Source organism: Streptomyces sp. NPDC025721 (assembly GCF_055558595.1).
In genome coordinates this window covers 17,845-43,488 of the sequence record NZ_JBVHMF010000035.1, presented here as the reverse complement: position 1 = coordinate 43,488, position 25,644 = coordinate 17,845, and the positions used below count along the sequence as shown (strand labels likewise).

At 73.2% G+C, this 25,644-nt stretch carries 21 protein-coding genes and 1 pseudogene; 8 read left to right on the top strand and 14 right to left on the bottom strand.

The annotated features are described in order from the left end of the window. Positions 1 to 44: 44 nt before the first annotated feature. Entirely contained in the window at positions 45 to 794 is a 750-nt protein-coding gene (locus tag ACZ4EF_RS33250) for a class III extradiol ring-cleavage dioxygenase family protein (protein WP_467507843.1), read from the bottom strand. Between the two features lie 99 nt (positions 795 to 893). Further along, the gene (gene miaB, locus ACZ4EF_RS33245) at positions 894 to 2,381 is read right to left on the bottom strand and encodes a tRNA (N6-isopentenyl adenosine(37)-C2)-methylthiotransferase MiaB (RefSeq protein WP_391163799.1); all 1,488 of its coding nucleotides are present in this window, start codon (positions 2,379 to 2,381) and stop codon (positions 894 to 896) included. A 112-nt stretch (positions 2,382 to 2,493) separates the two neighbouring features. Between miaB and ACZ4EF_RS33240 the strand changes: the two genes are divergently transcribed. Continuing rightward, a complete protein-coding gene (locus ACZ4EF_RS33240; RefSeq protein WP_467507840.1) occupies positions 2,494 to 3,510 on the top strand; it encodes a TAXI family TRAP transporter solute-binding subunit in 1,017 nt (338 codons plus the stop codon). 97 nt (positions 3,511 to 3,607) lie between these two features. On the opposite strand, the gene ACZ4EF_RS33235 is transcribed toward ACZ4EF_RS33240, so the two are convergent. Further along, on the bottom strand, positions 3,608 to 5,098 hold the full coding sequence (locus tag ACZ4EF_RS33235) for a sensor histidine kinase (protein WP_355338176.1): 1,491 nt from the start codon (positions 5,096 to 5,098) through the stop codon (positions 3,608 to 3,610). A gap of 18 nt (positions 5,099 to 5,116) precedes the next feature. After that, positions 5,117 to 5,884, bottom strand: coding sequence for a response regulator transcription factor (locus tag ACZ4EF_RS33230; RefSeq protein WP_355338173.1), 768 nt, complete (start codon positions 5,882 to 5,884; stop codon positions 5,117 to 5,119). Between the two features lie 299 nt (positions 5,885 to 6,183). Here ACZ4EF_RS33230 and ACZ4EF_RS33225 point away from each other — a divergent pair, with 299 nt between their 5' ends. Next, positions 6,184 to 7,890 (top strand): FAD-dependent monooxygenase, encoded by a 1,707-nt coding sequence (locus tag ACZ4EF_RS33225; protein ID WP_401725309.1) that lies wholly within the window; start codon positions 6,184 to 6,186, stop codon positions 7,888 to 7,890. Between the two features lie 197 nt (positions 7,891 to 8,087). Here the strand turns inward: ACZ4EF_RS33225 and recX are convergent. From recX to ACZ4EF_RS33210, 3 genes and pseudogenes are all read right to left on the bottom strand, one after another. Further along, positions 8,088 to 8,699, bottom strand: a pseudogene (gene recX, locus ACZ4EF_RS33220) (recombination regulator RecX); the annotation flags it as partial. Beyond that, positions 8,656 to 9,789, bottom strand: coding sequence for a recombinase RecA (gene recA, locus ACZ4EF_RS33215; RefSeq protein ID WP_355338167.1), 1,134 nt, complete (start codon positions 9,787 to 9,789; stop codon positions 8,656 to 8,658). The pseudogene recX and the gene recA, both read right to left, overlap by 44 nt. A gap of 237 nt (positions 9,790 to 10,026) precedes the next feature. Continuing rightward, positions 10,027 to 10,221 (bottom strand): DUF3046 domain-containing protein, encoded by a 195-nt coding sequence (locus tag ACZ4EF_RS33210; protein WP_467507837.1) that lies wholly within the window; start codon positions 10,219 to 10,221, stop codon positions 10,027 to 10,029. A gap of 100 nt (positions 10,222 to 10,321) precedes the next feature. On the opposite strand from ACZ4EF_RS33210, the gene ACZ4EF_RS33205 reads away from it, so the two are divergent. Then, complete coding sequence (locus ACZ4EF_RS33205) at positions 10,322 to 11,224, top strand: hypothetical protein (RefSeq protein ID WP_467507835.1); 903 nt, start codon at positions 10,322 to 10,324, stop codon at positions 11,222 to 11,224. Between the two features lie 94 nt (positions 11,225 to 11,318). Here ACZ4EF_RS33205 and ACZ4EF_RS33200 read toward each other — a convergent pair whose 3' ends face one another. The 3 genes from ACZ4EF_RS33200 to ACZ4EF_RS33190 are packed head-to-tail and all read right to left on the bottom strand — an operon-like array spanning position 11,319 to position 13,382. Next, positions 11,319 to 11,645 (bottom strand): AzlD domain-containing protein, encoded by a 327-nt coding sequence (locus ACZ4EF_RS33200; protein ID WP_355338161.1) that lies wholly within the window; start codon positions 11,643 to 11,645, stop codon positions 11,319 to 11,321. Then, positions 11,642 to 12,529, bottom strand: a complete 888-nt coding sequence (locus ACZ4EF_RS33195; protein ID WP_355338158.1) for an AzlC family ABC transporter permease — start codon at positions 12,527 to 12,529, stop codon at positions 11,642 to 11,644. The genes ACZ4EF_RS33200 and ACZ4EF_RS33195 overlap by 4 nt, the downstream gene beginning before the upstream one ends. Before the next feature lie 4 nt (positions 12,530 to 12,533). Further along, positions 12,534 to 13,382 (bottom strand): helix-turn-helix transcriptional regulator, encoded by an 849-nt coding sequence (locus ACZ4EF_RS33190; RefSeq protein WP_355338155.1) that lies wholly within the window; start codon positions 13,380 to 13,382, stop codon positions 12,534 to 12,536. Between the two features lie 105 nt (positions 13,383 to 13,487). On the opposite strand from ACZ4EF_RS33190, the gene ACZ4EF_RS33185 reads away from it, so the two are divergent. After that, complete coding sequence (locus ACZ4EF_RS33185) at positions 13,488 to 18,131, top strand: ATP-dependent helicase (protein ID WP_467507833.1); 4,644 nt, start codon at positions 13,488 to 13,490, stop codon at positions 18,129 to 18,131. Between the two features lie 237 nt (positions 18,132 to 18,368). On the opposite strand, the gene ACZ4EF_RS33180 is transcribed toward ACZ4EF_RS33185, so the two are convergent. Further along, positions 18,369 to 18,965: an ankyrin repeat domain-containing protein gene (locus ACZ4EF_RS33180; protein WP_467507831.1), complete on the bottom strand. Its 597-nt coding sequence runs from the start codon at positions 18,963 to 18,965 to the stop codon at positions 18,369 to 18,371. A 141-nt stretch (positions 18,966 to 19,106) separates the two neighbouring features. Further along, on the bottom strand, positions 19,107 to 19,673 hold the full coding sequence (locus ACZ4EF_RS33175) for a GlcG/HbpS family heme-binding protein (protein WP_467507830.1): 567 nt from the start codon (positions 19,671 to 19,673) through the stop codon (positions 19,107 to 19,109). 254 nt (positions 19,674 to 19,927) lie between these two features. On the opposite strand from ACZ4EF_RS33175, the gene ACZ4EF_RS33170 reads away from it, so the two are divergent. The 4 genes from ACZ4EF_RS33170 (at position 19,928) to ACZ4EF_RS33155 (ending at position 23,802) form a co-directional block, all read left to right on the top strand. Further along, positions 19,928 to 21,325, top strand: a complete 1,398-nt coding sequence (locus tag ACZ4EF_RS33170; RefSeq protein WP_467507828.1) for a histidine kinase — start codon at positions 19,928 to 19,930, stop codon at positions 21,323 to 21,325. Positions 21,326 to 21,387: 62 nt separating this feature from the next. Next, on the top strand, positions 21,388 to 22,068 hold the full coding sequence (locus ACZ4EF_RS33165) for a LuxR C-terminal-related transcriptional regulator (RefSeq protein ID WP_467350660.1): 681 nt from the start codon (positions 21,388 to 21,390) through the stop codon (positions 22,066 to 22,068). A gap of 99 nt (positions 22,069 to 22,167) precedes the next feature. After that, complete coding sequence (locus tag ACZ4EF_RS33160) at positions 22,168 to 22,971, top strand: Fpg/Nei family DNA glycosylase (RefSeq protein WP_391052271.1); 804 nt, start codon at positions 22,168 to 22,170, stop codon at positions 22,969 to 22,971. A gap of 33 nt (positions 22,972 to 23,004) precedes the next feature. Continuing rightward, a complete protein-coding gene (locus ACZ4EF_RS33155) occupies positions 23,005 to 23,802 on the top strand; it encodes an SDR family NAD(P)-dependent oxidoreductase (protein ID WP_391052274.1) in 798 nt (265 codons plus the stop codon). A gap of 683 nt (positions 23,803 to 24,485) precedes the next feature. Here ACZ4EF_RS33155 and ACZ4EF_RS33150 read toward each other — a convergent pair. Both ACZ4EF_RS33150 and ACZ4EF_RS33145 read right to left on the bottom strand, forming a co-directional pair. Further along, positions 24,486 to 24,956, bottom strand: coding sequence for a Dps family protein (locus ACZ4EF_RS33150; protein ID WP_355338135.1), 471 nt, complete (start codon positions 24,954 to 24,956; stop codon positions 24,486 to 24,488). 246 nt (positions 24,957 to 25,202) lie between these two features. Beyond that, on the bottom strand, positions 25,203 to 25,595 hold the full coding sequence (locus ACZ4EF_RS33145; RefSeq protein ID WP_355338132.1) for a helix-turn-helix domain-containing protein: 393 nt from the start codon (positions 25,593 to 25,595) through the stop codon (positions 25,203 to 25,205). Positions 25,596 to 25,644: the final 49 nt, after the last annotated feature.

Here is a 25,644-nt window from a genome sequence, read left to right as displayed (position 1 = left end):
TCCGGGCGGGGGCTCCGGGTCAGGTATCCGCGTAGCCCTCCGGCTCAGGTCCAGGTCGCCACGGCGTAGCCCACGCCGTATGGCGCCGCCTCGTACAGCAGCTCCCCCGCCAGGCCCGCGCCCTGTGCCGCGCCCGCGAGCACCTGCCACGGCGCCCGGCCGGACACCTTCAGCGCATCGGCCAACCCCGCGTCCAGCGCGGTGAGCGCGTCGGTGTCGGCCGCCGCCAGGGCCGCGGTCACGGCCACGTCGAAGGGCTCGGCGCGCTCGTCCAGGTAGCCGGGCGCCTTGACCGTACGGCAGGCGCTGCCGTCCCCCATCACGAGCAGGGCGACGCGTCCCGCGGCCTCGGCGACAGCGCGGCCCGCGGCGGCGCAGCGCGGCTGTTCCAGTTGCTCGCCGACCCCCAGGCCCTCGACGGGTGCGGCGTGCCAGCCGCGCAGCAGCCAGGCGGCCACGGCGAGCGAAGGCGGCAATGTGCGTGCGGGCTCAGCGGCGGCCTCAGCAGCGGGCTCGGCCATGACGTCGGCCTCCGCGCCGGGTTCCGATCCGAGGCGGACCTCCAGCGCGACACCGAACGGCCGGAAAGAGCCCGTGGAGCCCTCGGCGAAAGCACCGCGGTGCGGCCGGTCCGCCGGACCGATCACGACCAGCCGGTCGGGCCGGGAAGCGGCCAGGACGCCGATGGCGTCGGCGCAGGAGGCCCGCAGAGCGTCGAGTTCGGGTGCGGCGCCTGCCGCCACCTCCGGGACCAGCAGCGGCGGGCAGGGACAGACGGCAGCGGCGACCAGCATGATCGAAACCTTACCGGCGCGGCCTCGCGGATAGACGGCCGTCGCCGGACAACGGCGTCGGCACGTTCGGCCGCGCACCGGTGTCCGGGACCGCGCGCGTCACTGGACGCTGCATCCGCCCAGCGACACCGGCTCCGTCACGGCGGGCGCGCCGATCGTCGGCAGGCCCAGCATCACGCCCGTGCCGGTCGCGGCCGGGGCCGCGTTGCGCCGCTCCCACGCGTCGCCCGCCCGCGTACGGCGTACGGCGGCGGCGGGCTTCTCCGCGAGCAGATGGTGCGGCGCGGCGTAGGTGATCTCGACGGTCACCATGTCTCCGGGCCTGACCGGCTCGTCCGGGCGCTCGAAGTGCACGAGGCGGTTGTCGGGCGCGCGGCCGGACAGCCGCCGGGTGGCGTCGTCCTTGCGGCCCTCGCCCTCGGCGACCAGCACCTCGATGGTGCGGCCGACCTGCTTTTTGTTCTCCTCCCAGGAGATCTCCTCCTGGAGCGCGACCAGCCGCTCGTACCGCTGCTGGACGACGGCCTTCGGGATCTGGCCGTCCATCTCGGCGGCGGGGGTGCCGGGCCGCTTGGAGTACTGGAAGGTGAATGCCTGCGCGAAGCGCGCCTCGCGCACCACGTGCAGGGTCTGCTCGAAGTCCTCCTCGGTCTCGCCGGGAAAGCCCACGATGATGTCGGTGGTGATGGCGGCGTCCGGCATCGCGGCGCGCACCTTCTCGATGATCCCGAGGTAACGATCCTGCCGGTACGACCGGCGCATCGCCTTCAGCACCGTGTCGGAGCCGGACTGGAGCGGCATGTGGAGCTGGTGCATCACATTGGGCGTCTCGGCCATGGCGGCGATGACGTCGTCGGTGAAGTCGCGCGGGTGCGGCGAGGTGAAGCGGATCCGCTCCAGGCCGTCGATGGTGCCCGCGGCGCGCAGCAGCTTGCCGAACGCCTCGCGGTCGCCGATGTCGGAGCCGTACGCGTTCACGTTCTGGCCGAGCAGGGTGACCTCGACGACTCCCTCGGAGACCAGGGCCTCGACCTCGGCGAGCACGTCGCCGGGCCTGCGGTCCTTCTCCTTGCCGCGCAGGGCGGGGACGATGCAGAAGGTGCAGGTGTTGTTGCAGCCGACGGAGACCGCGACCCAGGCGGCGTACGCGGACTCGCGGCGCGAGGGCAGCGTCGAGGGGAAGGTCTCCAGCGACTCGACGATCTCGACCTGGGCCTCTTCGGCGATCCTGGCCCGCTCCAACAGCACCGGGAGCTGCCCGATGTTGTGGGTGCCGAAGACGACGTCGACCCAGGGGGCCCGCTTCACGATGGTGTCGCGGTCCTTCTGCGCCAGGCAGCCGCCGACGGCGATCTGCATGCCGGGCCTGGCGGCCTTCTTCGGTACGAGCTGGCCGAGGTTGCCGTACAGCCGGTTGTCGGCGTTCTCCCGCACCGCGCAGGTGTTGAAGACGACGACATCCGCGCCGTCGGCGTCGGAAGGCGCGCGGACATACCCCGCGTCCTCCAGAAGGCCGGACAGCCGCTCGGAGTCGTGGACGTTCATCTGGCACCCGTAGGTGCGGACCTCGTAAGTACGCGCGCTCATAACAATCACCCAGAGTACGTGGTCGCCGGGGCCCGGCGCCCCCGCCTTCCCGGGACCGGCCGCCGCCGACCGCCCTTCCCCGATTCCCGCCCGGCTGGCAGGATCCCCATGCATGGACCTCCCCCGCCCCGTCGTACGCCTGCGCGATGCCGCGCTGGGCAGGCGGCGGCGCGTGCTCCAGGCGCTGCTGGCCGGGGTCTCCGTGCTCGCCCTCCTGCTGTGGTGGCTGCTGCCGAACGCGGGGCCTTCGTATCCGCGGGCGCCGATGTCGCTGGCCACCGGGGTCGCCAACGGGGTGTACGAGAAGTACGGGCTGCTCCTCAAGGGCGATTTGCACACCGCGCTGCCGGGAGTGCGGGTCAATCTCGTGCACACCGAGGGCTCGGTCGACAACATCAAGCGGGTGGCGTCAGGACGGGCGGACTTCACCATCGCCGCGGCCGACGCCGTCGCCGATTACGACGGTCCCGGCAAGGACCAGTTGCGCGCCTGCGCCCGGCTCTACGACGACTACATGCAGCTTGTCGTACCGAGCGATTCCACGGTGCGGTCCGCGCGCGATCTGCGCGGGCTGCGGGTCGGGGTCGGCCAGGCGGACTCCGGGGTCAATCTGATCACCAGGCGGCTGTTCGCGGCGGCGGGCCTGGACATCACCAAGGATGTGGACGCGATACCGGTCGGCATCGACCAGGCGCCCGCGATGCTGCGCGACAAGCAGCTGGACGCGTTCTTCTGGTCGGGCGGGCTGCCGACCGCCGCCGTGGCCGAGATGGCGCACTCCTCGCCGGGCATCAAGCTCGTCCAACTCGGCGACCTGGTGGCGAAGCTGCATTCCATGGGACCGCAGATGGCGTACTACCGGCAGGCCGTGATGCCCGCCGACGCGTATCCGCAGGCGCAGAAGGGGCAGGCGATCGCCACCATCGCCGTCGCCAATCTGCTGGTCACCACGGACCGCGCGAACACCGGCCTGGTCGAACGGCTCACCCGTGCGGTGATCGACAGCCGGGACGCGATCGGCAAGGAGGTGCACGCCGCGCAATTGGTGGACCTGCGGACCGCGGTGTTCACCGATCCGCTGCCGCTGCACGTCGGCGCGGAGCGGTACTACCGGTCGGTGAAGCCGTAGCGGGTGCTCCGCCGCGACCTCGGCCGCGCCGCGCGCTCACCCCGCCGCGCACTCCGTGGTCATGATCAGACGGTCGTACGATCCGACAACCGGACGGTCACACCCCGACCGGCGCCGTCCTCGGCACCGTCAGGATGACCTCCAGGCCGTGCGGGTCGCGCCGCCCGTAACTGATGGCGCCGCCGCCCTGGCTCAGCAGAGCGCGGGCGATGGACAGGCCGAGGCCGGAGCCGTGCACATTCTGGTGGCGGGCGCTGCGCCAGAAACGATCGCCGATCCTGGCGAGTTCCTCGTCCGTCAGACCGGGGCCGCTGTCGGCGACGGAGATCGCGGTGCGCTGGTCGTCCGCCGCCACGCGCACATGGACGGCCTCGCCGCGCGGGGTGAATTTGATCGCGTTGTCGATCACCGCGTCCAAGGCGCTGGACAGCGCGACCGCGTCGGCCCACCCGGTCACCTTGAGCGCCGCCCGCTCCCCCGGGCTCTCGCCCGCCCGCTCCCCCGCGCTCTCACCTCCTCGGTCCTCCGAGTCCTCCCCCTCCACCGTGAACTCCACGGAGATTCCCGCCTGGTCGGCGACGGGTCTCCAGGCCGCCGAGCGGGTACGGGCGAGCGCGGCGAGATCGGTGACGGCCAGATGACTGCCGGAGCGTTCGGCGAGCGCCAGGCCCAGCAGGTCGTCAAGCACCTGGGCGAGCCGGTGCCCCTCCTCCTTCACCGCCTCGGCCTCGTCGTGGCCGTCGGGCAGTTCCAGGCCGAGCAATTCGATCCGCAGCAGCAGTGCGGCGAGCGGATTGCGCAACTGATGCGACGCGTCCGCCACGAAGGCCCGCTGCTGGTCGAGGACTTCCTCGACGTTGTCGGCCATCTCGTTGAACGAACGGACCAGGCGGCGGAGTTCCGGCGGGCCGCCCGCCGTTCCGACACGCGACTTCATCCGGCCGGTCGCGATGTCGTGGGTGACGCGGTCCAAGGTGGCGACCGGAAGCAGCACCCAGGCGGTCAGGCGGACGGCGAAGAGCACGGCGATGGCCATCGCCGCCAGCTCCCCGGCCGCCAGCAGCAGCCAGCCGTGCAGGATGCGGGAGCGCAGCGCGCCGGTCGGCGAATCGGTCACGACGACGGCGACGACGTCCCCGTCCCGGACGATCGGCGAGGCGATGGCGAGTTTGCGGGTCTGCCACGGCCACACCTGGCGGGGGTCGTGGGTGCGGCGGCCGAGCAGCGCCGAGTTGTAGGCGTCGAACAGCTCGCCCTCGTCCGGCACCTTCCAGTCGCCGGGCGCGGCCGCCATCGCGGTGCGGTCGCGGTAGAAGACTCCGGCGTCGATGCCGTACAGCTCTTTGTAGCGGGTGAGTTCGGTGCGCAGGGTGTGCAGCCGCTCGTCGTCGGCGCTGTCCACGGCGGTCTGTTCGTCCCGCGCGGTGACGTACTGCGCGAGCGCCGCGAAGCGCGTGGTGTCGTCGATGCGGTCGACCACGACGCGCTGCTGCTGGGACGCGGCCTGGCTGGCGGCCAGCGGGAAGCCGAGGGCCAGCAGGACACCGGCCATCAGCACGATGAGCAGCGGGAGCAGGCGGGAGCGCAAGGTGGTGGCCTCGACGGGTCAGCCGACGGGGACGACGAGCCGGTATCCGACCCCGCGCACCGTCTCGATCATCGCCGGGGTCCGCAGTTTGGAGCGCAGGGACGCCACATGGACCTCAAGGGTGCGACCCGTACCCTCCCACGCGGTGCGCCACACCTCGCTGATGATCTGCTCCCTGCGGAAGACGACACCCGGCCGTTTGGCGAGCAGCGACAGCAGGTCGAACTCCTTGCGGGTGAGGGCGATCAGATCGCCCTCCACGGTGACGCGGCGGGTGGACAGTTCGATGGTGACCGTGCCGAGCAGCAGTTTGGCGCTCTCCTGCGGGCCGGTCTCGCCGGTCCGCGCGGCGGCCAGCACTCCGGTGCCCGCGACGGTCGCGCCGGTGGCCGTCGGCCCGGCGGCGCCTTGCGCGTTCAGCGGCGGGCGGCGGCTCACGGCGTGGATCCGCGCCAGCAGCTCGCCCGTGTCGTACGGCTTCACCACGTAGTCGTCCGCGCCCAGGTTGAGGCCGTGGATCCGGGAGCGTACGTCGGCCCGCGCGGTCACCATGATCACCGGGGTCGCGGTACGACGGCGTATCCGGCTGCACACCTCAAAACCGTCCTGGTCGGGCAGCCCCAAATCGAGCAGGACACAGTCGTACGCGGGGCCGTCGCCGGGCAGCAGCGCCTGGATCGCCTCCTCGCCGCTGCGGGCGTGCCGCACGTCGAAGCCGTGCTTGCCGAGGACCGCGGAGAGGGCGGAGGCGACCCTGTCGTCGTCCTCCACGAGGAGCAGTCGCATCGTCAACCTCCCTGTTCATCCGGTCTTATGATCATTTCGGCTGATCGTGTTGTTCGTGTGCGGTAGCGGTACCTGTGGACCGAATCCACGCCGATCGGCACGGGGTGCGTCAAGGCCCTACCGGCTCGCGCGGTGGACCGTTACCGACCCGGTACGCACCGGAGGTGCCCGAGGGCGCGCACGGGGCACGGAGGGCGCGTGGAGCGGCGCACCGCGCCGAGGCGGGACCGTCGCTTGACGTGGGAAGGCGCAGTGGGTTGCATACGCTTTGTGACCGCACTTCTTCCGGGGGCCTCTCCATGGACCCGGTGATCGTCGCGGGGGCGGGTCCCGTGGGCCTGGCCCTCGCCCTCGCTCTGGCCCGCCGCGACGTCCCCGTCATCGTCCTCGACGAGGCGGAGGCACTGACGGATGCCGACGGGTTACGGCGCCCACGCACCGCGGTCCTCGGCCCCGACACGGTCGCGTTCGTCGAACGGCTCGGCTACGCCGGTGTCCGCGGCGACGGAGCCTCCTGGTCGGCCTGGCGCACATTGCGCCGTCGTACGGAAGTGCTGCGCGTCGAATTCGGACCGCAGGACTCCCCCACGCACATCGCGCAGCACCAATTGGAGCGCGGCCTGCGCGACGCGCTGCTCGCCTGCGGGTCGGTGCGGATCGTGCCGGGCTGCCGGGTGGACGCCTTCGAGCAGGACGGTCTCGGGATCACCGTGCACACCCGCGGGTCGCACGACACCTGGTGGCGCGGCAGTTTCCTGGTCGGCTGCGACGGTCCCCGTTCGACGGTCCGCAAGCTGACGGGCGTACGTTTCCCCGGCCGCACCGCCGTCGACCGGCACGCGGTGGCGGTGATCCGCGCGGAACTCCCCGAACCGGGTGTGGCGTTGCTGCACCGCGACCCGCCGGGGGCGCCCGCGGGCCAGGAGGTGACGGCCCGTCCGTTGCCGGACGGCCTGTGGCGGCTGGACTGGCTGCTGCCCCCGCAGGGACGGCTGCTCACGTCCGACGCGTTGGTGGAACGGCTGCGGTCCACGCTCACCGCCTGGTGCGGCAGCGTCGTCCCGTACGAACTCGTCGGCTCGGCCGACTATCCGGTGCACCAGCGGCTGGCCAGGCGCTGGCGCAGGGGGCGGGTCTTCCTCGCGGGGGACGCCGCACACCTGATGGGCGCGCTCGGCGCGCAGAGCGTCGAGGAGGGGCTGCGGGACGCGGAGAATCTGTCCTGGAAGCTCTCGCTGGCCTGGCACGACGGCGCGTCGAAGATACTGCTGAACAGCTACGAGGCGGAGCGGCGCGGGGCGGTCGGCGCCCGGTTGCGCGCCACCGACCAGGCGCTTCCGCTGCTGCGGGCCAGTGGCCCGTGGCAGACGGTACGCCACGCGGTGCTGTCGGGCTCGGCGCGCGGCCAGGCGGAGTTGCTGACCGACAGCCATCTCGGCCGGGGGTCCGCCGCCGCGTCCTCGGTCTACGGGCGCTCGCCGCTCGCGCTGCCCGCGCCGCGCTCCGGTGGCGGCAAGTCCGGGCCGTCGCCGCTGGTCGCCGGGTGCGACACGCCGCCGGGCGGTGCGGTGACCGATGTGTCGGTGACCGCGCTCGACGGCACCGTCGGACGGCTGCGGGACCGGCTCGGCCGGGGGTTGATCGTGGTGCTGATCGCGCCGGGTACGGGGGTGTGGGACAGCCGTCACTGGCTGACCGCCGGGCTCATGCCCCGGCTCGCCTCCGCGGTCGCCGCGCTGCCGACCCGCGCGGAGTTGGTCGTCGCCGAGACGTATCCGGGGGCGACCGCGCACAGTGTGCTGCTGATCCGGCCGGACGGGCGCCTGGTCACGGCGATGGTGGGCTGCCGCCCCGCGGAGCTGTACTCGTACGCCGACCTGGCCCGCGGCGGTCCGCCGGTGCCGGCGGGCAGCGAAGGTACGGAGCCGGACTCCGACGACGGTGACGGTGAAGGCGGCGGGCCCGGCGGCGCGGCGGGCACGCGGGTCAGCGGGCACACCCGGTAGCAGCCGGGCCGGGCACGCACTGCCGGACGGTCACCGTCAGCCCGCCGGGGCTGCCGTCACCGGCACCGTCTCCCTTGGCGGATGGTCCCGGTGCCGGACGGCGGGGCGGTTTTCGGAGGCCCTGGCGGCAGGGCGACGTCCGGTGGCGGGGCCTTCGTACTCCCTCGCCTTCCAGGATTCCGCCGTCCTCGCCGCCGTCACTCCCACGGCTCCTCTTCGAGCTCCTCCTCGACGCCCTCGGCGGCGAGCGCTTCCCGCACCACCCGGAGGGCCAGGCCCTCGGAGTAGCCCTTGCGCGCGAGCATGCCCGCGACGCGGCGGATCCGCTTGTCGCGGTCCAGCCCGCGGGTGCCCGGCAGCCTGCGGCGTACCAGCTCGCGGGCGGTCTGCTCCTCCTGGTCGTGGTCGAGCAGTCCGACCGCTTCGTTCACCAGCTCCGCGTCCACTCCGCGGTGGCGGAGCTCCTGCGCGAGGGCACGGCGGGCGAGACCCCGGCCGCGGTGCCGGGACTCCACCCAGGAGTTGGCGAACGCCTGGTCGTCGATCAGCCCCACGTCCTGGAAGCGTTCCAGGACGTGCTCGGCGACCTCGTCCGGGATCTCGTGCTTGCGCAGGGCGTCGGCGAGCTGCCGGCGGGTGCGGGGCGTCCCGGTGAGCAGGCGCAGGCACAGCGCCCGCGCCTGCTCCTCGGGATCGAGCGGCGGCTCTCGCGAGGCCCTCGACTCGGAAGAGCCGCCGCGCTCAGGGGACCTGCGCGCCACGGCGTCAGGCCTTGGCGGCGGTCGCCTTGGTCGCCTTCGCGCCCTTGGGCGCGGGGACCTCGGCCTTGGGCGCGTCGGTCTTGGCCACGGCCGCGGGTCCTGCCGCGTCCGCCCCGGGCTGTGCGCCCGGCGCCTCGACCTTCGGCACGCCGACGCCGAGCTTCTCCTTGATCTTCTTCTCGATCTCGTCCGACAGGTCGGGGTTGTCCTTCAGGAAATTGCGCGCGTTTTCCTTGCCCTGACCGAGCTGGTCGCCCTCGTACGTGTACCAGGCGCCGGACTTGCGGACGAAGCCGTGCTCGACGCCCATGTCGATCAGGCCGCCCTCACGGCTGATGCCGTGGCCGTAGAGGATGTCGAACTCGGCCTGCTTGAAGGGCGGCGCGACCTTGTTCTTGACGACCTTGACGCGGGTACGGTTGCCGACCGCCTCGGTGCCGTCCTTGAGGGTCTCGATCCGGCGGATGTCGAGCCGGACGGAGGCGTAGAACTTCAGCGCGCGGCCACCGGTGGTGGTCTCCGGCGAGCCGAACATCACACCGATCTTCTCGCGGAGCTGGTTGATGAAGATGCAGGTGGTCTTGGTCTGGTTGAGCGCGCTGGTGATCTTGCGCAGGGCCTGGCTCATCAGGCGGGCCTGGAGACCCACGTGCGAGTCGCCCATCTCGCCCTCGATCTCGGCCCGTGGCACGAGGGCTGCCACGGAGTCGACCACGATGAGGTCGAGAGCGCCGGAGCGGACCAGCATGTCCACGATCTCCAGCGCCTGCTCGCCGGTGTCCGGCTGGGACAGGATCAGATTGTCCGTGTCGACGCCGAGCGCCTTGGCGTAGTCGGGGTCCAGCGCGTGCTCGGCGTCCACGAACGCCACCGTGCCGCCCGCCCGCTGGGCGTTGGCCACCGCGTGCAGGGTGAGGGTCGTCTTACCGGAGGACTCCGGGCCGTAGACCTCCACCACTCGGCCGCGCGGCAGGCCGCCGACGCCGAGTGCCACGTCAAGAGCGGTCGATCCGGTGGGGATGACTTCGATGGGTTCGTTCGGCCGGTCGCCCAGGCGCATGACCGCGCCCTTGCCGAACTGCCGTTCAATCTGCGCGAGCGCGGCGTCGAGCGCCTTCTCGCGGTCGTTTCCTGCCATGGGCTCCACCCGGGATGTCTGGTTCGATCGCTTCACGTCCACGACGCTAGCGCCTGGCACTGACAACGCGCCCGGCCGTCGCCCCGTGCTGTGGATAACTCCGGCGGAAACACGCTTCGTCACCACGGAAATCCACCCGGCACAAGCCATAAGAATGGATGTTCGAATTTGATGTCAAGCGACCCGCCGGGGGTGTCGGGCCGCTCCTGAATCCGTCGCTCCGCTCGCGACGCCGCGTCAGCGCTTGGCGGCGGGCACGTCCATCGAGGCGCACACCGCGCGCCAGACGTCCTTGGCCTCCCAGCCGTCGTCCAGCGCCTGATACACCGTACGGCCGCCCAATTCGGCCATCACATGGTCCCGCGCGAAGGAATCGGCGTACGCGTCGCCGAAGTGCGCGCGCATCCGCTCCCAGAAAATCGTCAACCGCATGACTGCCAGTATCCCGCGCCCGCACGCGTACCGTCACACAGCCGGGTGGCTCCTCGGCTCAGCCGTGTTCAGGCCGCCGCGCACGCCCTAGGGTGCGCGCATGCCAGCAACTCCGCTAGGTCGCGCCGAGCAGTTCGTGTGGCTCACCGCCCGTGTGCTCGAGCAGCGCAGGTTCGCCTTCCACTTCCTCGACGGCGACGGCGACGCGGTCGAGACCGCGCTCGACGCGTACCGCAATGACGACGCCGGATACGGCCACGCGCTGGAGCCCGACCTGCGCGGCCCGGTGAGCCAGCCGCTGCACGTGGCGTACGCGCTGCGGGTGCTGGACGAGATCGACCGGTGCAGGGGCGGCAGGGCCGAGCGCATCTGCCGCTATCTGACGGCGTGCTCGACGGCGGAGGGCGCGCTGCCCGCGGTCGACGCGTCCTTGCGCGGCTATCCGTACGCGCCCTGGATGCGGATCTCCGACGACCCGCCCGGTGACCTGCTCGCCACCGGGCCCGTGGTGGGGCTGCTGCGGCGCAACGAGGTGTGGCACGCGTGGCTGTTCAGGTCGACGGACTTCTGCTGGGCGGCGATCGACGCCCTGGACCGGACGCATCCCTATAAGGTGCTGGCCTCGCTGGCGTTCCTGGCCTCGGCGCAGGACCGGCCGCGTGCGCAGGGCGCGGTGGAGCGGCTGGGACGACTGGTGCGAGAGCAGGGTCTGGCGCTGCTGGAGCCCGAGCGCGCCGGGCGGGTCGCGCCGCCGACCGGATACGCGCCGGGCGAACACCACTTCGCCCACGACTTCGCGCCCTCCCCCGACTCGGCCGCCCGGTCGTGGTTCACCGACACCGAGATGGAACGGTCGCTGGACCATCTCGCGGGGCAGCAGGGCGACGACGGCGGCTGGCCGATCACCTGGCGCGAGTGGGCGCCGGGCTCCGCCCTCGAAGGGCGGCCCATGGTGACGATCGAGGCGCTGCGGACGCTGCGCGCGTACGGCCGTCTGGGCTGACGGCGAGGCCGCGCGGGTAAGGGGCGCTGATCCAGGTGCCCGGTCCTTACGCCGGTGACCGGGCACCGGATGTCGCGGAGGACCGGCCCGTGGCTCACATGCCGGAGACGGCCCGTACGGCCGCGGTCACGACGACGGCCGCGGCCACCACCACGAGGAAGGGCGCCCGCAGCAGGAGGGCGACGGCCGCTGCCGCGAGCCCGGCCGAGCGCGCGTCCACGGCCAGCCGCAGTCCGCTGGTGCCGAAGGTCTGGAGGGCGGTGAGCGCGGCGAGAAGCGCGATGGGCACGAGCGCGGCGAGGCGCTTGACCACGGGGCGTTCCAGCAATCCCGCCGGTACGGACAGGCCCAGCAGTTTGACCGCGTAGCAGCCGAGGGCCGTCACGATGACGGCGATCCAGGTACTCGCTCCTGTGCTCATTCCGCTGTCTCTCCCTCTTCGCGTGCCGGTGCCGATGCCGATGCCCGTGCTGGTGCCTTTGTTGGTGCCTTTGCTGGTGCCTGTGCTGGTGCCCGTTCCGGCTTCCGTACGGTTCCTGACGCGTCCTTTCCGGTGCGCTTCGCGCGGGTGACGGCCAGGACGAGGGGCGCTGCCAGGGCGGCGACCAGGACCGGGACTCCGGCAGGCAGGAGTGGCAGGCAGACAAGGCCGAGGAGGACGGCGACCGCGGCGACCGCCCGTTCGGCGCGCCCCTTGACCATGGGGGCGAGGAGCGCGAGGAAGACGGCGGGGCCTGCCGCGTCCAGCCCCCAGGAAGCGGGGTCGCCGAGCGCCGAGGCGCCCAGGGCGCCGATGAGGGTGGTCAGATTCCACAGGGCGTAGAGGCTGCCTCCGGTGACGGTGAAGCCCAGCCGCGCGGAGGCGCGGTCCTTCTGCGCCAGCGCGACCGCGGAGGTCTCGTCGATGACCCACTGCGCGGCCAGCGGCCGTATCGCGGCGGGCAGGCGGAGGAGCTGGGAGAGCCGGAGCCCGTAGAAGGCGTTGCGGGTGCCGAGGAAGAAGGCTCCCGCGGCTGCCGCGAAGGGGTTGCCGCCCGCTCCCAGGGCGCTGACCAGGGCGAATTGCGACGCTCCGGTGAACACCAGCAGGGACAGGGCGCAGGTCTGGGCGAGTGCGAGCCCGGCTCCGGCGGAGGTCACGCCGAAGGCGAAGCCGGAGAGCCCGACGGCGACGCCCACCCCGAGGGCGTCGCGGACGACCTGGGCGCGCGCGGAGCGTGGCTGCCGGTCCGCCGGCCCGGTGGATTCTCTGCGGTCGGCGGATTCCGCGGGTTCTGTGGCTATCGGATGTCCCGTCACCCGCATGAGGCTAGGGACGGCGGGACGGCGGGTCTTGTACGTTCTTGCGCTCGCGTTGGTAGGCACCGGGCGGGACGCCGACGATCCGGGCGAAGTGCCGGTTGAGGTGGGGCTGGTCGGTGAAGCCGACGGCGGCGGCCGTGTCGGCCGGGCTGACGCCTGTGTCGAGCAGGCGGCGGGCGGCCCTGACCCTTTCGCTGGTCAGCCAGGCGTGCGGCGGCAGCCCGTAGGCGGCCTTGAAGGCGCGCAGCAGGGCGAAGGGGCCGGTGCCGACCTCACGGGCCAGTTCCTCCAGGCTCGGCGGGGCCGCCAGGCGGGTGGCCAGCAGGTCGCGGGCGCGGGCCGCGACGCCCGCGCCCGCGACGGGCGCGGGTCCGAGGGCTGCGGAGTTCGCGTGGCGTGCGAGCATCCGGGCGACGACGAGGCGCAGCTGCGTGTCGGCGGCGAGCGCGTTGTCCCCTTCGGCGGCGCGGTGGACGTCGGCGATCATGCGGGCGGTCACGGGGTCGTCGAGCACCGAGGCGTTGAAGGAAGGGGTGCCGCGCAGCGCCGTGGTCTCCGCGGCGACGGCGGCGACCACGGCGGGCGAGGGGTAGAGGACCCGGTAGCTCCAGCCCTCCTCGACGCCCGCGTAGGCGGTGTGCGGGGTCTCAGGGTTGATCAGGACGACTCCGCCCGCGCCCGCCCGCTCGGCTCCGCCGGGCAGCCCGATGCCCTCGACGCCTCCGGTGACCGCCGCGATCACGTAGCTGTCGTGGGCGTGCCGGGTGAAGGTGTGCCGGACATAGCGGGCACGCAGCAGGTCGACTCCGGGCAGTCCGGGGTGTTCCCAGTACCTGGCCTGCTCTCGCACCGTCACACGGCCATTGTGGACCGGTGGCGGGCCGGGGCGTCCAGCGAGTTATCCACAGGCTGAGGGGCCGGCCGCCGCGCGGTGTCGGTGCGGCGAGGCAGGATGGATGCCATGTCCAGTCGCAGCAGTCTCGACGCGTTCTCCCCGGCCACCCGCGCGTGGTTCACGGGGGCGTTCAGCGAGCCCACCGACGCCCAGGCCGGGGCGTGGTCGGCCATCGCCGAGGGCTCCGACGTGCTGGTCGTCGCGCCGACCGGCTCCGGCAAGACGCTGGCGGCCTTCCTCGCCGCCCTGGACCGGCTGGCCAGCACCCCGCCGCCCGCCGAGGCCCGCCGCAGGTGCCGGGTGCTGTACGTGTCGCCGCTGAAGGCGCTCGCGGTGGACGTCGAGCGAAATCTGCGCAGCCCGCTCGCCGGGCTGCGGCAGGAGTCGGTACGGCTGGGACTGCCGGAGCCCGAGGTCCGGGTCGGCATCCGCTCGGGCGACACGCCTCCGGCGGAGCGGCGGGCGCTGGTGACCAGACCGCCGGACATTTTGATCACCACCCCCGAATCGCTGTTCCTGATGCTCACCTCCGCCGCGCGGGAGGCGCTGAGCGGGGTCGAGACGGTGATCCTGGACGAGGTGCACGCGGTCGCGGGCACCAAGCGCGGGGCGCATCTGGCGCTCTCCCTGGAGCGGCTGGACGAGTTCCTTGACCGGCCCGCCCGCCGGATCGGGCTGTCGGCGACCGTGCGGCCGGTGGACGAGATCGCCCGCTATCTGTCGCCGCGCCGCAAGGTGACGATCGTCCAGCCGCCGTCGCAGAAGCGGTTCGACCTGTCGGTGGTCGTGCCGGTGGAGGATCTGGGCGAGCTGGGCGGCTCCCCGGTGGCCGAGCACACCGGGCCGGCGGCGGGTCCCGCCGAGCGGGCCTCGATCTGGCCGCATGTGGAGGAGCGGATCGCCGACCTGGTGCAGGCGCACCGCTCCACGATCGTCTTCGCCAATTCGCGCCGTCTGGCGGAGCGGCTGTGCAACCGGCTCAATGAGATCGCCTACGAGCGGGCCGAGGGCGAGGCGCTGCCCGAGGCGCACTCCCCCGCCGAGATCATGGCCCAGTCCGGTGCCGCCAAGGGCACGCCGCCGGTGCTGGCCAGGGCACACCACGGCTCGGTGTCCAAGGAGCAGCGGGCCCTGGTGGAAGAGGACCTGAAGGCGGGGCGGCTGCCGGCGGTCGTCGCGACCTCCAGCCTTGAGCTGGGGATCGACATGGGCGCGGTCGATCTGGTGGTGCAGGTGGAGTCGCCGCCCTCGGTCGCCTCCGGTCTGCAACGGGTCGGGCGCGCGGGGCACCAGGTGGGAGCGGTCTCCACCGGGGTGGTCTTCCCCAAGTACCGCGGTGACCTGGTGCAGTCCGCCGTGGTGACCGAGCGGATGCGGCAGGGCGCGATCGAGTCGCTGCGGGTGCCCGCGAATCCGCTGGACGTGCTGGCCCAGCAGATCGTGGCGATGACCGCGCTCGACACCTGGGACGTGGACGACCTGCTGGCCCTGGTGCGGCGTGCGGCGCCGTTCTCGGCGCTGCCCCACTCCGCCTACATCGCGGTCCTCGACATGCTGGCCGGGCGCTACCCCTCGGACGCCTTCGCCGAACTGCGCCCGCGCCTGGTGTGGGACCGGGTGGCGAACACGGTGACCGGACGCCCCGGCACCCAGCGGCTCGCCGTCACCTCCGGCGGCACGATCCCCGACCGCGGGCTGTTCGGGGTGTTCCTGGCGGGCTCCGACCCGAAGAAGGGCGGCGGCCGGGTCGGGGAACTGGACGAGGAGATGGTGTACGAGTCCCGGGTCGGGGACGTCTTCACCCTGGGCACCACCTCGTGGCGCATCGAGGACATCACTCGCGACCGGGTCCTGGTCTCGCCCGCGCCGGGAGTGCCGGGACGGCTGCCGTTCTGGAAGGGCGACCAACTCGGCCGCCCGCTCGAACTCGGCCGTGCGCTGGGCGCGTTCCTGCGCGAGGTGGGCGCGCTGGCACCGGAGCGGGCCAGGGAGCGGCTGACGGCGGCCGGTCTCGACACCTGGGCGACGGACAATGTGCTGTCGTATCTGGCCGAGCAGCGGCAGGCGTGCGGTCATGTGCCGGACGACCGGACGATCGTGGTCGAGCGGTTCCGCGACGAGTTGGGCGACTGGCGGGTCGTCATCCACTCCCCCTTCGGCGCGCAGGTGCACGCGCCGTGGGCGCTGGCGCTCGGCGCGCGGCTCCAGGAGCGCTACGGCCTGGACGCCCAGGCGATGCACGCCGACGACGGGATCGTGCTGCGGCTGCCGGACGCCGACTTGATGGGCCTGGACCTGCTGGACTCCGATCCCGTGCTGCGCGGAGCGGAGTTCGACCCCGAGCAGTCGCCGGTGGGCGCGGCGGATGTCGCCTTCGACAAGGGCGAGGTCGAACAGCTCGTCACCGATCAGGTGGGCGGCTCGGCCCTGTTCGCCTCCCGGTTCCGCGAGTGCGCCGCCCGCGCCCTGCTGTTGCCGCGCCGCGACCCCGGAAAGCGCACCCCGCTGTGGCAGCAGCGCCAGCGCGCCTCGCAACTGCTCCAGGTCGCCTCGGAGTTCGGCTCCTTCCCGATCGTCCTCGAGGCGGTCCGCGAATGCCTTCAGGACGTCTTCGACGTGCCGGGTCTGGTGGAGCTGATGGGCGACATCGAGGCCCGCAGGGTGCGGCTGGTCGAGGTGACCACACCCGAGCCCTCGCCCTTCGCCCGCTCGCTGCTGTTCGGCTATGTGGCGCAGTTCCTCTACGAGGGCGACTCGCCGCTGGCGGAGCGGCGGGCCGCGGCGCTGTCGCTGGACTCGCGGCTGCTGGCGGAGCTGCTGGGCCAGGCGGAGCTGCGCGAGTTGCTGGACGCCGATGTCCTGGCCGAGTTGGACTCCGAATTGCAGTGGATGACCGAGGACCGGCGGGTGAAGAGCGCCGAGGGGGTCGCGGATCTGCTGCGGGTGCTCGGACCGCTGACCGGCGCGGAGTTGGCCGCGCGGGGCGCGGAGCCGGGGTGGGCGGAGGAGCTGGAGACGGCAAGGCGGGCGATCCGGGTGCGGATCGCCGGGGCGGAGCACTGGGCGGCGGTCGAGGACGCGGGGCGGTTGCGGGACGCGCTCGGTACGGCGCTGCCGGTGGGCGTGCCGGTGGCGTTCACCGAGCCGGTGAAGGACCCGCTGGGGGATCTGCTCGCCCGGTACGCGCGCACGCACGGGCCGTTCACGACCAAGGAGGCGGCCGGGAGATTCGGCCTGGGCGCAGCGGTGGCGGACGGGACGCTGCAACGGCTGACGGCGGCGGGCCGTACGGTGCAGGGCGAATTCCGGCCGGGCGGCGCGGGCCAGGAGTGGTGCGACGCAACGGTGCTGCGGCGGTTGCGGCGCCGCTCGCTGGCCGCGCTGCGGCAGGAGTTGGAGCCCGTGCCGCCCGCCACGCTCGGCGTCTTCCTCCCGCAGTGGCAGCACGTGGGCACGCACAGCCTGCGCGGTCCGGACGGGCTGGTGCGGGCCGTGGAGCAGTTGCAGGGCGCGTCCGTACCCGCGTCGGCGCTGGAGAAGCTGGTGCTGCCGTCCCGGGTGACGGGCTACAACCCGGCGATGCTGGACGAGTTGACGGCCTCCGGCGAGATCCTGTGGGCCGGGGCGGGCGCCCTGCCGGGCAAGGACGGCTGGGTGTCGCTCTACCTCGCCGACAGCGCCCCCCTGCTGCTGCCCGCCCCGCAGCCGTTGGAGCTGTCCCCGCTGCACGAGGCGGTGCTGGCCGCGCTGTCCGGCGGCTACGGTCTCTTCTTCCGGCAGATCGCCGAGCAGGTGCGAGCCGCGGGGCAGGACACCACCGATCCCCAACTGGCCGACGCCGTCTGGGACCTGGCCTGGTCGGGACGGCTCACCAACGACACCCTGTCGCCGCTCAGGGCGCTCCTCGGCTCGGGCCGCACGGCGGGTTCCACCGCGCACCGGGCACCGCGGGCCGTGCCGCGCGGTCGGTACAGCTCGCTGGCGACCCGCACCCCGCGTGCGACGGCGTCCCGTTCCGGTCCGCCGACCACCGCGGGCCGCTGGTCCCTCGTACCGTCCGCCGAGCCCGACCCGACGCTGCGGGCACACGCCCTCACCCACACGCTGCTCGACCGGCACGGCGTGGTCACCCGGGGCGCGGTGGCCGCCGAGGGCGTCGCGGGCGGCTTCTCCGCGGCCTACCGGGTGCTCGCGGCCTTCGAGGAGACCGGGCAGGCCCGGCGCGGCTACGTGGTGGAGGGACTGGGGGCGGCCCAATTCGCCATGGACGGCGCCGTTGACCGGCTGCGCGCCCTGAGCACGGCGCGCGACCGCGAGGAGGAGCACGCCTCCCGCGCCCGTACGGTGGTGCTCGCCGCCGCCGACCCCGCGAACGCCTATGGCGCGGCCCTCCCCTGGCCCGAGCAGCCCGCGGGCGTCACCCACAAACCGGGCCGCAAAGCCGGCGCCCTGGTCGTCCTCATCGACGGAGAGCCCGCCCTCTACGTCGAGCGCGGCGGCAAGACGCTGCTGGCGTGGCCCGACGACGAGATACGTCTCCAGGCCGCCGCGGACGCGCTGGCGCTGGCCGTCCGCGAGGGCGCGCTGGGCCGCCTCACGGTGGAGCGGACCAATGGTGAGTCGGCCCTCACCTCGCCCCTCGGCCGTGCCCTGGAAGCCGCGGGCTTCCACGCCACTCCGCGGGGCCTGCGCCTGCGGGACGGCGGATAGAGCCCGGTCGGACGCGGGGCAGCGGAAGCAGCGGGCCACTGCGTGGGGCAGTCGTGGCGGGCCGGGACCTCGACCTGGCCCCCCCCAGGGAGTCGCCCCGGTCTGCGGTCCGCCCGGACGCACAGGCCGTCGGGTGCGTCTCGCCTCGCCCTGGGCGACCGGTCGCGGGCTCGCCGCAGCCGGTCGCCCGCCCCGGCGGGGCGGGGACCGGCGAGGGGGCTGGGGCCGGGGCCTGTGTCAGGTCGCGGCGCGGAGTTGTTGGGCGATGGCGTCGAAGCCACGGCGTTCGGCGTGCTGGAGAGGGGTGACGCCGTCGGCGTCGGGGAGGGAGGGGGAAGCGTGGGCGGCGAGGAGGAGTCGGACGATTTCCTGGTGGTCGGGACCGCCGTCGCCGAGGATGACGGCTTCGAGGAGGGCGGTCCAGCCAAGGCGGTTGACGTGGTTGACGTCGATGTCGGTCTCGGCGAGGACGGCGCGGACGTAGGCGACGTGGCCGCGTTCGGAGGCGGGGATGACGGAGACGCCGCCGTAGCGGTTGGTGAGGGTCAGGTCGGGGTGCGCGGGCAGGAGGGCGCGCATCATCTCGACGCTGCCGGTCACGCCGGTGACCAGCCAGGGGGTGTCCTGGCGGTAGTCCCGCGCGTTGGGATTGGCTCCGGCGGCGACGAGCCTGCGGGCCGCTTCGGGGTGGTCGGCGAGTGCGGCGAGCAGCAGCGGGGTGCGCCGTTGGTCGTCGCGGGTCTCGATGTCCGCGCCCGCGTCGAGCAGGGCGGTCACCTGCTCCGCGTCGCCGCAGTGGGCGGCGTCCAGCAGCCTGGTGTTCAGGTCGGCCATGCCGGTGTCTCCTCCTTCTCCGGAAAGCTTCTCCGGGTTTTCCCGCTTCTCCGGCTTCTCCGGCTTCTCCGGTGCTTCGGGCTTCCCGCACGTCTCATGTCTGTCGGGCGCCGGGGTGAGTGTCCTCCCGCCCGTCGGCCTTCAATGGCCGAGCGTTGCCGCTCCCGCCCGGGCGAACTGCTCGTCCTGGTCCCCGCTGGGCGCGCCCGCGACGCCGACGGCCGCGACGGGCCCGCTCTTGGCCGTGACCGGAACGGCGCCCGCGAGGAAGAGCGTGCCGGGGATGTCCTTGAGCTGCGGAGTCTGCTGGAGGCGCTGGGAGAGTTCGGAGGTGGGGGCGTTCCAGGACACGGCGGTATACGCCTTGCGCTCGGCGGACTCGTACGACTGCGGTCCCGCGCCGTCGCCGCGCAGGGTGACGACGGTGTTGCCGTCCCGGTCGACGACAGCGACGGTGACGCGCTGGCCGGCGCGGTTCGCGGCGTCGAGGGCCGCCTGCGCGGCCTTCGTCGCGGCGGCGGTGGTGAGCCGGTCGACCTGACGGGTGTCCTTGCCGTTCGCGGCGGCGCTCGCCGAGGCGGGGGCGGCCTTGCCGGACGCGGCCGGGGCGGCGGCGGTCGCAGAGACGGCGCCGAAGGTGGCCGCGCCGACGGCTGCGACGGCCACGGCACCGGTCAGGACGCGGGTACGGGAGGACATCTTCTTCATGGACGTTCCAACTCCTCGGGTCTGCGGGACCGCCTTCGCGTTCCCGCCTCTGCCTTCGATCCTCGGGCCGGACCGGGGCCGCGCCGGTCCGCGATACGGCTCGCCCGCGCGGGCATGATGGAGGACAGGCGGGTCATCCGATCGGTCGATGCGCGGGCCGTTCCGGCAGGTCACGCTGCGAATGGCGGCCGGTTACCGGGTCGCCTCCCGTACCGCTCGCAGCGCCCAGACCCCGCCCTCGACCAGGAGCCCCGATGCACAGCTCGCCGCCGCCCGGCCAGGACCGGGACGCGCCCCCGGTCCCGACCCCGGAGCCGAACCGGACGCCGGAGCCGAACCGGAGGCCGCAGCCGGAGCCGGAATCGGAATGGGAGCTGAGGCCGGAGCCCGCATCGGAGCGGGACCCGGAGCCGAGCCCCGATCCGGACGGCTGGTGGCTGGCGGCGGTCATGAACGGCGCCTTCGTCGTCCTCCTCGCGGGTGCCCTCATCCGCTTCGTCGACCGGCACCCCGGCAGCGGTCGCCTGCCGTGGGTGATCGGGCTGAGCGTGGCGCTCACGGTCCTCCAGTTCGCGGGCCGTCGGCCCGGACGGCGACGCGAACCGCTCCCCCGCAGGTGGGAGCTGGCACGCCTCGCCGCCCTCGTCGCCTGCTGGACCGTCGTCGTCCTGCTGGCGCCGAGCTTCGCCTGGTGCGCCGTCCCGCTCATCTACACGGGCCTGCGGTCGCTGCCGACCCGGGCGGCCGTGGCGCTCGTGGCCGCGCTCGCCGTACTCGTCGTCATCGCGGAGTTGCGGCTGGCGGACGGGACGGACCCCAATCTGGTGCTGCTGCCACCCGCCGTCGCCACCCTCGCCACCGCCGTCTTCGTCCACATGCGGCGGCAGACCGGCCGTCAGCAGGCCCTCATCGACGACCTGGTGCGCACCCGCCGCGAACTGGCGGCCACCGAACGGCGCGAGGGCACCCTCGCGGAACGGCAGCGGCTGTCGATGGAGATCCACGACAGCCTCGCGCAGGGCCTGTCCAGCCAGCGGATGCTGCTCCAGGCCGCGGACCGGATCTGGGATACGGCACCGGACGCCGCCCGCGGCCACGTCCGTACCGCCACCGCCGTGGCCGAGCAGAATCTCGCCGAAGCACGCCGCTTCGTGCACGACCTCGCGCCCGCCGCGCTCGTCGGACAGGACCTGGACAACGCCCTGCGCGCGCTCGCCGCGCAGCACTCCGAAGACTCTGACCGCTCCGAAGGCTCTGACGACTCCGAGCACGCTCCGCGCTCCCGGCCGTCGGCCCTCACGGTCCGCTGCCACGTGGAGGGCGCGCCCGTACCGCTCCCGGACCGTACGCGGTCGGCGCTGCTGCGGATCGCGCAGGGCGCGCTCGCCAACACCGCGGAGCACGCCGGGGCCGCCCACGCCACGCTCACGCTGACGTACCTCGACGACCAGGTGCTGCTCGACGTCTCCGACGACGGGCGCGGCTTCGATCCGGCCGCCGTCGCCGCCACCGGGGTACGCGGCCACGGGCTGCCCGCGATCCGCGCGCGGGTGGGCCAGCTCGGCGGCACCCTGAGCATCGAGTCCGCCCCCGGCGAGGGCACCGTGCTGTCCGTCGCCGTCCCCCTCGAAGCCCTGGAGGCCGCGCCGTGACCGAGATCCGACCAGTCCGTCTCGTGGTCTGCGACGACCACGCCGTGGTGCGTGCCGGACTGATGGCGCTGCTGGCCAGCGCGGACGGCATCGAGGTGGTAGGCGAGGCGGGCAGCGGCGAGGAGGCCGTCGCGATGGCCGCGAAGACGCGGCCGGACGTGGTCCTCATGGACCTCCAGCTCGGTCCGGGCATCGACGGCGTCGAGGCCACCCGCCGGATCGCCGCCGCAGCGGCCCACGCACCGGCCGAATCCGTTCGGCCGGAGACGCCCGGAACAGCCGCCACGCCCGGGACAGGCGCCACGCCCGGAGCAGCCGCCGCGCCCGGAACAGGCACGGCGCCCGGCGGCCCGTACGTCCTCGTCCTCACCACGTACGACACCGACGCCGACATCACCCGCGCCATCGAGGCGGGCGCGACCGGCTACCTGCTGAAGGCCGAGCGCCCGGAGGAGCTGTTCTCCGCGATCCGCGCCGCCGCGCAGGGCCGCACCGCGCTGTCGCCGCCGGTCGCGGGGCGCGTGATGGCCCATATGCGCGCGCCGGGACCGCAGTTGACCGCCCGGGAGCGCGACATCCTCGGCCAGCTCGCCCGCGGCCTCGGCAACCGCGACATCGCCCGCGCCCTGTTCATCAGCGAGGCCACCGTCAAGACCCACCTCGGCCGGATCTACGACAAGCTCGGCGTCGACACCCGCGCGGGCGCGGTGGCCGCGGCGACCGAACGCCGCCTGCTCGGCTGATCCCGCACCCGAACCCCCAGCACCCCGCCCCCAGGGGCGCGCCGAAACCGCCGCCGCCCCGACGTGACCCCCGCCCCCGCCCCGCGTCATCATGGACAGATGCCCGAGGGAGACACGGTCTGGCTGACGGCCCGCCGACTGCATGACGCGCTGGCGGGGCGCGCCCTCGTGCGGGCCGACCTGCGGGTGCCGCAATTGGCCACGGCCGATCTGACCGGCCGCCGGGTCCTCGAAGTGGTGAGCCGCGGCAAGCACCTCCTCACCCGGCTGGACGGCGGCGCGACGCTCCACTCGCATCTGCGGATGGAGGGCTCCTGGCACCTGTACGCGCCCGGTGAGCGCTGGCGCGGCGGTCCCGCCCACCAGATCAGGGCAGTGCTGGAGACGGAGCACAGGACGGCCGTCGGCTACCGGCTGCCGGTACTGGCGCTGCTGCCGACCGCGCAGGAGTCCGAGGCCGTCGGCCACCTGGGCCCCGATCTGCTCGGGCCCGACTGGGACCCGGCGCGGGCGCTGGCGCGGCTGGTCGCGGAGCCGGAGCGGGAGATCGCCGAGGCGCTGCTCGACCAGCGCAATATGGCGGGGCTCGGCAATGTGTACGTGGTCGAGCTGTGTTTTCTGCGCGGGGTGACACCGTGGACGGCGGTCGGCGACGTCAGGGCGCCGGAGAAGGTGGTCGCGCTGGCGAAGCGGCTGCTGGAGGCGAACAAGGAGCGCCCCGGCCACATCACCACGGGCGATACGCGGCGCGGCCGTACGCACTGGGTCTACGACCGGGCGAACCGGCCGTGTCTGCGCTGCGGCACCACGGTCAGGACCGACCGGCACGGCAGGGCGGACCAGAGCCGGGTCGCGTACTGGTGCCCGAGCTGCCAGAAAGGTCCACCCCCGCACGGCAATTGACGCACCGTCAGATACGGTCGTACGGTCGGACGCATGACGGTCACGGCGTACGACCTCAGCGGGCGGGTCGCCCTGGTCACCGGAGCGGCGAGCGGGATCGGCCGGGCCAGCGCGCGGTCGCTGGCGTCAGCGGGCGCGGTCGTGGTGTGCGCGGACAGGGACGAGCCGGGGGTACGCGAGACGGCGGCGCTGATCGATGAGGCCGGCGGGCGGGCCGAGCCCCGGGCGCTCGACGTCACCGACAAAGCGGCTATCGCCCGGACCGTCGCCGGCATCGTCCGGGACCACGGCGGCCTCGACATCTTGGCCGCCGTCGCCGGGATCATGCACAGCAGCGGCGTCCTCGACACCAGCGACGACGACCTGGACCGCGTCCTGGCGGTGAATTTCCGCGGGGTGCTGCACTGCGCCCAGGAGGCGGCCCGCGCGATGGCCGACCGCGGCGGCGGCAGCATCATCACGATGTCGTCCAGCGCGATCGACACGGGCGCGCGCGGCCTGCTCTGCTACAGCGTCTCCAAGGCGGCCGTCGTCCAGCTCACCAAGACCCTCGCCACCGAGCTGGGTCCGCTCGGCATCCGCGCCAACACCGTGGCTCCCGGCTTCATCCGCACCCCGATGACCGCGCACTACGGCACCGGCGCGGACGGGGTGTTCGACGAGAGGGCGCAGGCCCGCGCCGAGGAGTCGCTGGCACGCATGTCCCCGCTGGGCCGGGTCGGCAGGCCCGAGGACGTGGCCCCGGCCGTGCTCTACCTCGCCTCAGACGCTTCCGCCTTCGTCACCGGCCAGATCCTCCGCCCCAACGGCGGGGTGGCCATGCCCTGGTAGGACGCATCCCCGGAATCCGGCGTCGGGCGACAGCCGTCCGGTCCGCACCCGTTCCATCGGCCCCCGCGGAAAGGACGGCCCGTCCGCGTCACCCGCCACGGCCGCCCGCATCCGCCGCTTCACCGTCGGCACCGCGTGCAGCGGTATGAGCCCGAGGCTCCAGCCGCCCGCGGCCATCGCGCCCTCCCACGACCCGACGGCCTCCGGCCGTATCCACAGCCGCAGCACCGCCCACCACCACAGCAGCCCGCAGGCGAGCGCGAACACAACGGCGGCGGAGCGTACGCCCCGGCCGGATCCCGTACGGCGGACACCGGATTCAGCACCGCGGCCCGCGAATCCCCTACCGCGGACCGGAGAACCGTCCGGCGTCTCCCGGCCCGGCGGCCGCACCGATGACCGGCGCCGCGACCGACCCCATGACCCGTCCCATGACCAGCCCCCCACCCGGTCCGTGGCCTGGAGCACGAAAACTCGCAGTGCGCGCATGGCCGCCTCCTTCGGACCCCCGAGGTTGCGGCGGGAGGCCGCCCGCGGCGGGTCCCGTACTCAGGTGCGATGCCCTGCCGCCAAGATCGCTAGCCGCGCGCCGGCAGGCCCCGGGCAACGTTCACCCGAAAGGGTCGCCGCACGGCCACGACCAGCTGCGACATATGCACGCAAAGCGACATTCCGGCCGTGCGTCAGACGTTCTCGGCCTGGAACATCCAGTGGAACTTCTCGATGTCGGCGGTGATCCCGATCAGGATGTCCTGGCTGACCGGATCGGGCTGCTCGGTGGTCTCGATCCGCTCGCGCATCCGCACGATCACGGCGTCCAGCGCGGCGACCAGGATCTCGACGACCTCGGTGTCCTTGACCCAGCCGTCGGTCACCGTGTCGATCCCGCTGGTCTCGGCGACCGTGCGGGCCCGCCCGTCAGGCGTCACGCCGATCGCGGAGGCCCGCTCGGCGACCGTGTCGGAGTGCAGCCGGGCGGTGTCGACGACCTCGTCGAGCTGGAGATGGACGGAGCGGAAGCGCGGGCCGACGACATTCCAGTGCACCTGCTTGGCGAGCAGCGACAGGTCCAGGAGGTCCACCAGGGCGCCTTGCAGCGCGTCTCCGACGGTCTTCCGGTCCGGCTCCGACAGCGGGCTCTTGACGACAGTCATGCGGTTCTCTCCTAGCGGATCGACACCATGAGGTCCGTTTCGCCCCCCTTGACCCTCCCCGCCTACCCTGCCTCGGGCTCGCACACATGGCAAAAGCACGAACAACAGCGCGGACGAAAGTACGGCGGGAGATGGCCGGGAGAAGGGCGGCGGAACGGCCGAAGCCCGGCGGACGCACGGGCACACGCCGACGGCCCCGACCGGGAGCGAGCCGGTCGGGGCCGTCGGAACAAGCAGGTCAGAAGGCTAGGCGGCGACCACGTCGACAGCCTCGGCAGACTTCTTGGGCGCCTTGATAGTGATCCGTTCGTCCGGTGTGGACGTCATGGACGTGACAGAAGTGACCGCACCCAGCAGGGGCCGCATCGGCGCGGCAGTGGTCTCGGACGCCGCCGACTGTGCCAGCTCGGCAAGCGACAGATCGTCACTGACCTCCCGCATCACCTCGGACATAGGAACGTCCAAGGCGTCGCAGATCGCCGAGAGCAGCTCGGATGACGCTTCCTTCTGCCCCCGTTCGACCTCTGACAGATAGCCCAGGGAAACCCGGGCGGACGAAGAGACCTCACGCAGGGTGCGGCCCTGGCGCTGGCGCTGCCGACGCAGCACGTCACCAAGCAGGCGACGGAGCAGGATCATCGGTGGCTCCCTCCTCGGACCGCGAATCCGCATCCTCTTCGCCCCACCG